A 6,623-nucleotide genomic window follows, 5' to 3' on the forward strand; every position below is an offset into this window, starting at 1 on the left:
CTCATACATAACATGAATGCCAGTGTAACCGATTACACAGTCGTGATTATTATCACATTTTTTTACTACGTAGTCTCCTACCCTAAGCATCGATAGAATCAATGACTCAATGGAGAGCATCATGCCTAACAATAAAAAACAGGGTCGCTCGAACAAGACAATGACCTTCTTTGTCTGTTTTCTGGCGGCACTGGCCGGACTGCTGTTCGGCCTTGATATCGGCGTTATTGCCGGTGCCCTACCGTTTATTACGACCGATTTCCAACTCAGTGCCCATACGCAGGAATGGGTGGTTAGCTCGATGATGTTCGGTGCCGCCGTCGGTGCCGTCGGCAGCGGCTGGCTCTCCTTCAAGTTAGGCCGTAAGAAAAGCCTGATGATCGGTGCGATTCTGTTTGTCGCCGGTTCCCTGTTCTCCGCCGCGGCGCCGAACGTTGAAGTACTGCTGATTTCCCGCGTACTGCTCGGTCTGGCAGTGGGTGTGGCCTCCTACACCGCTCCGCTGTATCTGTCTGAAATCGCGCCGGAAAAAATCCGCGGCAGCATGATTTCCATGTACCAGCTGATGATTACTATCGGTATTCTCGGCGCGTACCTGTCCGATACCGCCTTCAGCTACAGCGGCGCATGGCGCTGGATGCTGGGTGTCATCATCATCCCTGCGGTGCTGCTGCTGATTGGCGTTATCTTCCTGCCAGACAGCCCACGCTGGTTCGCGGCGAAACGTCGCTTTAACGATGCCGAACGCGTACTGATGCGTCTGCGTGATACCAGCGCCGAAGCCAAACGTGAGCTGGATGAAATCCGCGAAAGCCTGAAGGTGAAGCAGAGCGGCTGGGCGCTGTTTAAAGAGAACAGCAACTTCCGTCGCGCGGTGTTCCTCGGCGTGCTGCTGCAGGTGATGCAACAATTCACCGGTATGAACGTCATCATGTACTACGCGCCGAAAATCTTTGAACTGGCAGGCTACACCAACACCACCGAGCAGATGTGGGGCACCGTTATCGTTGGCCTGACCAACGTGCTGGCGACCTTTATCGCGATTGGACTGGTTGACCGCTGGGGTCGTAAACCAACCCTTATCCTCGGCTTTATCGTGATGGCCGTGGGCATGGGCGTGCTGGGCTCCATGATGCACATCGGTATCCACTCCGCCGTTGCCCAGTACTTCGCCGTGCTGATGCTGCTGATGTTTATCGTTGGTTTCGCCATGAGCGCCGGTCCGCTGATTTGGGTGCTGTGCTCTGAAATCCAGCCGCTGAAAGGCCGCGATTTCGGTATCACCTGCTCTACCGCCACCAACTGGATTGCGAACATGATCGTCGGCGCAACCTTCCTGACCATGCTGAACTCGCTGGGTAGCGCCAACACCTTCTGGGTTTACGGTGGTCTGAACGTACTGTTCATCTTCCTGACCCTGTGGCTGATTCCGGAAACCAAAAACGTCTCTCTGGAACATATTGAACGTAACCTGATGCAAGGCCGTCCACTGCGTGAAATTGGCGCCCGCGACTAACCTTCATCCCGCTTCCTCCCGCCAGGGAGGAAGCTTCTTCTTGCACCTCCCCGCGCCACGTTTTATTCTCAGCCGTTATGAAAACCCCTCGAATTCCTATCGCCATCCAGCAAAACGTCATGCGCAGCCTACGGGAAAAACTCGCTCAGGCTAACCTGGCGCTGGGGCGTAACTACCCTGAACCGAAGCTGGTCTATCAGCAGCGCGGCACCTCTGCGGGAACCGCCTGGCTGCAGCAGTATGAAATTCGGCTCAATCCCGTGCTGTTACAGGAAAACCAGCAGGCGTTTATTGATGAAGTGGTGCCGCACGAACTGGCGCATCTGCTGGTGTGGAAACACTTTGGCCGCGTCGCGCCGCACGGTAAAGAGTGGAAATGGATGATGGAAAGCGTGCTCGGCGTACCCGCGCGGCGCACCCATCAGTTCGAGCTGGAATCGGTACGTAAAAATACCTTCCCCTATCGCTGCCGCTGCCAGCAGCATCAGCTCACCGTCCGCCGCCATAACCGTGTGGTGCGCGGTGAGGCCACCTATCGCTGCGTCCACTGCGGCGAACCATTAGTTGCCGAAATGTAACTAACGGAAATATCTGGAAGTTTTCTGACCTGACTGATTGCATCTGACAACCACATTCGCTACGTTGCGGGCTTGTTTTGAGATGGAGTTCGTGATGTACCGTAATTTGTCTTTTGCCGTGGCGTTTGTGGCGGCAGCACTCTCCGGTCAGGCCTTAGCCGAGGGTATTAACAGCTTTTCCCAGGCGAAAAGCGCGGGCGTAAAAGTCAATAGCGACGTGCCCGGCGATTTCTACTGCGGCTGTAAAATTAACTGGCAGGGTAAGAAGGGCGTTATCGATCTGGAATCCTGCGGTTATAAAGTGCGTAAAAATGAAAACCGCGCCAGCCGCGTCGAGTGGGAACACGTCGTTCCGGCGTGGCAGTTCGGCCATCAGCGCCAGTGCTGGCAGGATGGCGGGCGGAAAAACTGCGCCAAAGATCCGGAATACCGCAAGATGGAGAGCGATATGCATAACCTGCAGCCCGCCGTCGGCGAGGTGAACGGCGATCGCGGCAACTTTATGTACGGGCAGTGGAACGGCGGCGAAGGTCAGTATGGCCAGTGCGCGATGAAGGTCGACTTTAAAGAGAAAGTCGCCGAGCCGCCAGAACGTTCACGCGGCGCCATCGCGCGCATCTACTTCTATATGCGCGACCGCTATCAGCTGACCCTTTCCCGCCAGCAAACTCAGCTGTTCAACGCCTGGAACAAAATGTATCCCGTTAGCCAATGGGAGTGCGAACGCGACCAGCGCATCGCTAAAATTCAGGGCAACCATAATCCATATGTGCTGCAGGCTTGCCAGGCGCAAAAGAGCTAACCTACACTAGCGGCAATTGTTATTTTGCCCTGCCCTCTCCCCGGCGGAGAGGGCTTAGCCACAGATGGAATTCAGACTATGCGCATCCCTCGCATCTATCACCCAGAATCACTCACCGTCGGCACGCAGGTTGCCCTATGCGAAGATGCGGCGAATCACGTCGGGCGCGTTCTGCGCATGGGCAAAGGCCAGGCCATCCAGCTATTTGATGGCAGCAACCACGTCTTTGATGCCGTGATCACCGACGCCGGTAAAAAGAACGTGACGGTTGAAATCCAGAGCAGCGCCCTCGACGACCGAGAATCCCCCATCCATATTCACCTCGGCCAGGTGATGTCGCGCGGCGATAAAATGGAATTCACCATCCAGAAATCGATAGAACTGGGTGTAAGCCTCATTACGCCACTTTTTTCCGAGCGCTGCGGGGTTAAACTGGATGCCGAGCGTCTGAATAAGAAGATTCAGCAGTGGCAAAAAATCGCGATTGCCGCCTGCGAGCAGTGCGGTCGCAATCAGGTTCCGGAGATTCGCCCGGCAATGGACGTAGAAGACTGGTGCGCCGAGCAGGACGATGCACTAAAGCTCAACCTGCACCCGCGCGCCAGCGCCAGCATCAACACGCTGCCGCTGCCGGTGGAACGCGTACGTCTGCTGATTGGCCCGGAAGGCGGCCTGTCAGCGGATGAAATTGCCATGACCGCACGCTACCAGTTTACTGATATTCTGTTGGGGCCTCGCGTTTTGCGCACAGAGACTACCGCACTCACCGCCATCACCGCACTGCAGGTGCGCTTTGGTGACTTGGGTTAAAGGAGAACAATAATGATCAAGCTCGGCATCGTGATGGATCCCATCGCAAGCATCAACATCAAGAAAGACACCAGCTTCGCTATGCTGCTGGAAGCACAGCGTCGCGGCTATGAACTCCACTATATGGAGATGAACGATCTTTACCTGATCAACGGTGAATCCCACGCCCGTACACGTCTGCTGAGCGTTGAGCAGAATTACGACAAATGGTACGAGTTCGGCAGCGAGCAGGATATTAAGCTCGCCGACCTCGACGTTATCCTGATGCGTAAAGATCCGCCGTTCGACACCGAATTTATCTACGCCACCTACATTCTGGAACGCGCAGAAGAGAAAGGGACGCTTATCGTCAACAAGCCGCAGAGCCTGCGCGACTGTAACGAGAAGCTGTTCACCGCGTGGTTCTCCGACCTGACCCCGGAAACGCTGGTCACCCGCAACAAAGCGCAGCTGAAAGCCTTCTGGGAAAAACACGGCGACATCATCATGAAGCCTCTGGACGGCATGGGCGGCGCGTCGATCTTCCGCGTGAAGGAAGGCGATCCGAACATTGGCGTTATCGCCGAGACCCTGACCGAGCTGGGCAGCCGCTACTGCATGGCGCAGAACTACCTGCCGGCCATCAAAGATGGCGATAAGCGCGTGCTGGTCATCGACGGCGAGCCGGTGCCTTACTGCCTGGCCCGTATTCCTCAGGGTGGTGAAACGCGCGGCAACCTGGCCGCCGGTGGTCGTGGCGAACCGCGTCCGCTCAGCGAAAGCGACTGGGCCATCGCCCGTAAAGTCGGCCCGACGCTGAAAGCCAAAGGCCTTATCTTCGTTGGCCTGGACATCATTGGCGATCGCCTGACGGAAATTAACGTCACCAGCCCGACCTGCGTGCGTGAAATCGAAGCGGAATATCCGATTTCCATCACCGGCATGCTGATGGATGCGATCGAAAAACGTCTGCAAAAATAGTACGTTGCTTTAATACGGCGGGAGGGAACCCGCCGCCAACCTGGCGTTCAGCAAGGCAAGCCAGGTGACAGCCGTGCACTTTCCCCTCATACTGGGCATTGCTGCTTTTTGAAACAGGACAAGAACCTCTGATAATGAATTTACAGCATCATTTTCTTATTGCTATGCCAACCCTCCAGGATCCCATCTTCCGCCGTTCCGTGGTTTACATCTGCGAATACAACGACGACGGAGCAATGGGCATTATTATTAATAAACCTCTGGAAAATTTGCAGGTTGAAGGGATCCTCGAAAAACTGAAGATCGCCCCGGAACCTCGCGATCCGTCGATTCGCCTGGATAAGCCCGTCATGCTGGGCGGCCCACTGGCAGAAGATCGCGGGTTTATCCTGCACACGCCGCCGGCGTCGTTCTCTTCCAGCATCCGCATCTCCGACAATACGATCGTCACCACCTCACGTGATGTGCTGGAAACCCTCGGTACCGAGCGCCAACCGTCTGAAGTGCTGGTCGCGCTGGGCTATGCTTCCTGGGAAAAGGGGCAGCTGGAGCAGGAGATCCTCGATAATGCCTGGCTCACCGCGCCAGCCGATTTCAATATCCTGTTTAAAACCCCGATTGGTGAACGCTGGAAAGAAGCGGCAAAGCTGATTGGCATTAATATCCTGACCATGTCAGGCGCTGCGGGGCACGCATAATGAGTGGAACACTGCTGGCTTTCGATTTTGGCACGCGCAGCATCGGCGTGGCGATTGGCCAACGTATTACCGGCACTGCCCGGCCACTGGCCGCCATCAAGGCGCAGGACGGTACCCCTGACTGGAACGTCATAGCCCGTCTGCTTAAAGAGTGGCAGCCTGAAACGGTCATCGTCGGTCTCCCGCTGAATATGGACGGTACCGAGCAACCGTTGACCGCGCGCGCGCGTAATTTTGCTAATAAAATTCACGGCCGTTTTGGCGTGCCGATTACGCTGCATGATGAACGTCTGAGCACCGTTGAGGCTCGCGCCGGGCTGTTTGAACATGGGGGATTCAGAGCGTTGAACAAAGGCAGCGTCGACTCCGCCTCAGCCGTGGTGATTCTGGAAAGTTATTTCGAGCAGGGTTACTAGCCATAGGCAGCCCCGGGAATCATTTCCCGGGAACACGCCAGAAGAGATCGCTCGCCGATTAGTGGCGCAGATTCTCGTTCGCCCAGCTTACCGCCTGCGTTCTATTCTTCACGCTCAGTTTGCGGAATACGTTATACAGGTGCGTGCGAACGGTATTTTCACTGATGAACAACGCACGGGCAATATCCATATTGGTCGCGCCGTGACGTAATTCATTCAGAATTTCACATTCACGTTCCGTCAGCGGCACGCTATCGTGATTTTCCGGAGTATGTTCAACGGCATACATTGCTGGGTGCATCACGCTCAATTCAGCCGTCTGCTCGCCGTTTAAGACCGCTTTGACGCCCTCAATTAAGCGCGATTCTTCGTCGTCATGACGGAACACGCCATACAGTGCTGGCCACTGCGCCATTTCGTATAATTCATACTTCTGCGCACTGTTAATAATTAACAAGCGAGGGGAATCAAACTGCGTGCGGATAATATCACGCCAGATGCCGTTCAGTTTTTTGTTGGAAACAGCAATATCGAACAATACCACAGTGCCCTTGCTAAGGCGCTGCATCAGCGGTTTGTTGATATTATGTACATCGACGGAAACTGAAAGTAATTCAGTAAGATAGTTTGCAAACGCGTTTGCTTGTACTGACGGGTGGGTGATTAAGATAATCTTCCGGGAATTAGATACACTCTCAGTTACTTCAAACATTTTGAAACTCTCCATAGTCTATATCCACCATCATGGTGATTTAATAAGTCAAAGCAAAGGCAAACCTAATACCATTAATAATAAGAACCAACCGACAAGTGAAACTTTATTTCATAAGATTAGTCCTAATT

8 protein-coding genes are annotated in these 6,623 nt (G+C 54.6%); 7 read left to right on the forward strand and 1 reads right to left on the reverse strand.

What is annotated here, in order from left to right:
• Positions 1-121 precede the first annotated feature (121 nt).
• The 7 genes from NNN71_RS23145 to ruvX all read left to right on the forward strand — a co-directional run bounded on the left by NNN71_RS23145 (position 122) and on the right by ruvX (position 5,780).
• The gene (locus tag NNN71_RS23145; protein ID WP_064542669.1) at positions 122-1,516 is read left to right on the forward strand and encodes a sugar porter family MFS transporter; all 1,395 of its coding nucleotides are present in this window, start codon (positions 122-124) and stop codon (positions 1,514-1,516) included.
• A gap of 77 nt (positions 1,517-1,593) precedes the next feature.
• Positions 1,594-2,094 (forward strand): SprT family zinc-dependent metalloprotease, encoded by a 501-nt coding sequence (locus NNN71_RS23150; protein ID WP_163446025.1) that lies wholly within the window; start codon positions 1,594-1,596, stop codon positions 2,092-2,094.
• Positions 2,095-2,188: 94 nt separating this feature from the next.
• Complete coding sequence (gene endA / locus NNN71_RS23155; protein ID WP_167575044.1) at positions 2,189-2,896, forward strand: deoxyribonuclease I; 708 nt, start codon at positions 2,189-2,191, stop codon at positions 2,894-2,896.
• A gap of 78 nt (positions 2,897-2,974) precedes the next feature.
• Entirely contained in the window at positions 2,975-3,706 is a 732-nt protein-coding gene (gene rsmE, locus NNN71_RS23160) for a 16S rRNA (uracil(1498)-N(3))-methyltransferase (RefSeq protein WP_163446023.1), read from the forward strand.
• 12 nt (positions 3,707-3,718) lie between these two features.
• Entirely contained in the window at positions 3,719-4,666 is a 948-nt protein-coding gene (gene gshB, locus NNN71_RS23165; RefSeq protein ID WP_035892023.1) for a glutathione synthase, read from the forward strand.
• A gap of 134 nt (positions 4,667-4,800) precedes the next feature.
• Positions 4,801-5,364, forward strand: coding sequence for a YqgE/AlgH family protein (locus NNN71_RS23170; protein ID WP_163446022.1), 564 nt, complete (start codon positions 4,801-4,803; stop codon positions 5,362-5,364).
• Entirely contained in the window at positions 5,364-5,780 is a 417-nt protein-coding gene (gene ruvX / locus NNN71_RS23175; protein WP_163446021.1) for a Holliday junction resolvase RuvX, read from the forward strand. The genes NNN71_RS23170 and ruvX overlap by 1 nt, the downstream gene beginning before the upstream one ends.
• A gap of 58 nt (positions 5,781-5,838) precedes the next feature.
• Here ruvX and NNN71_RS23180 read toward each other — a convergent pair whose 3' ends face one another.
• Positions 5,839-6,492, reverse strand: a complete 654-nt coding sequence (locus tag NNN71_RS23180) for a LuxR C-terminal-related transcriptional regulator (protein WP_163446020.1) — start codon at positions 6,490-6,492, stop codon at positions 5,839-5,841.
• Between the last annotated feature and the right edge of the window lie 131 nt (positions 6,493-6,623).

Source organism: Kluyvera sp. Awk 3 (genome assembly GCF_028069715.1).
Taxonomy (GTDB): domain Bacteria; phylum Pseudomonadota; class Gammaproteobacteria; order Enterobacterales; family Enterobacteriaceae; genus Kluyvera; species Kluyvera georgiana_A.

Excerpts from the sequence above, each read along its gene's own strand:
- rsmE (WP_163446023.1), top strand. The coding sequence starts at position 2,975 with ATGCGCATCCCTCGCATCTATCACCCAGAATCACTCACCGTCGGCACG.
- NNN71_RS23150 (WP_163446025.1), top strand. The coding sequence starts at position 1,594 with ATGAAAACCCCTCGAATTCCTATCGCCATCCAGCAAAACGTCATGCGC.
- NNN71_RS23180 (WP_163446020.1), bottom strand. The coding sequence starts at position 6,492 with ATGTTTGAAGTAACTGAGAGTGTATCTAATTCCCGGAAGATTATCTTA.
- NNN71_RS23170 (WP_163446022.1), top strand. The coding sequence starts at position 4,801 with ATGAATTTACAGCATCATTTTCTTATTGCTATGCCAACCCTCCAGGAT.
- endA (WP_167575044.1), top strand. The coding sequence starts at position 2,189 with ATGTACCGTAATTTGTCTTTTGCCGTGGCGTTTGTGGCGGCAGCACTC.
- gshB (WP_035892023.1), top strand. The coding sequence starts at position 3,719 with ATGATCAAGCTCGGCATCGTGATGGATCCCATCGCAAGCATCAACATC.
- NNN71_RS23145 (WP_064542669.1), top strand. The coding sequence starts at position 122 with ATGCCTAACAATAAAAAACAGGGTCGCTCGAACAAGACAATGACCTTC.
- ruvX (WP_163446021.1), top strand. The coding sequence starts at position 5,364 with ATGAGTGGAACACTGCTGGCTTTCGATTTTGGCACGCGCAGCATCGGC.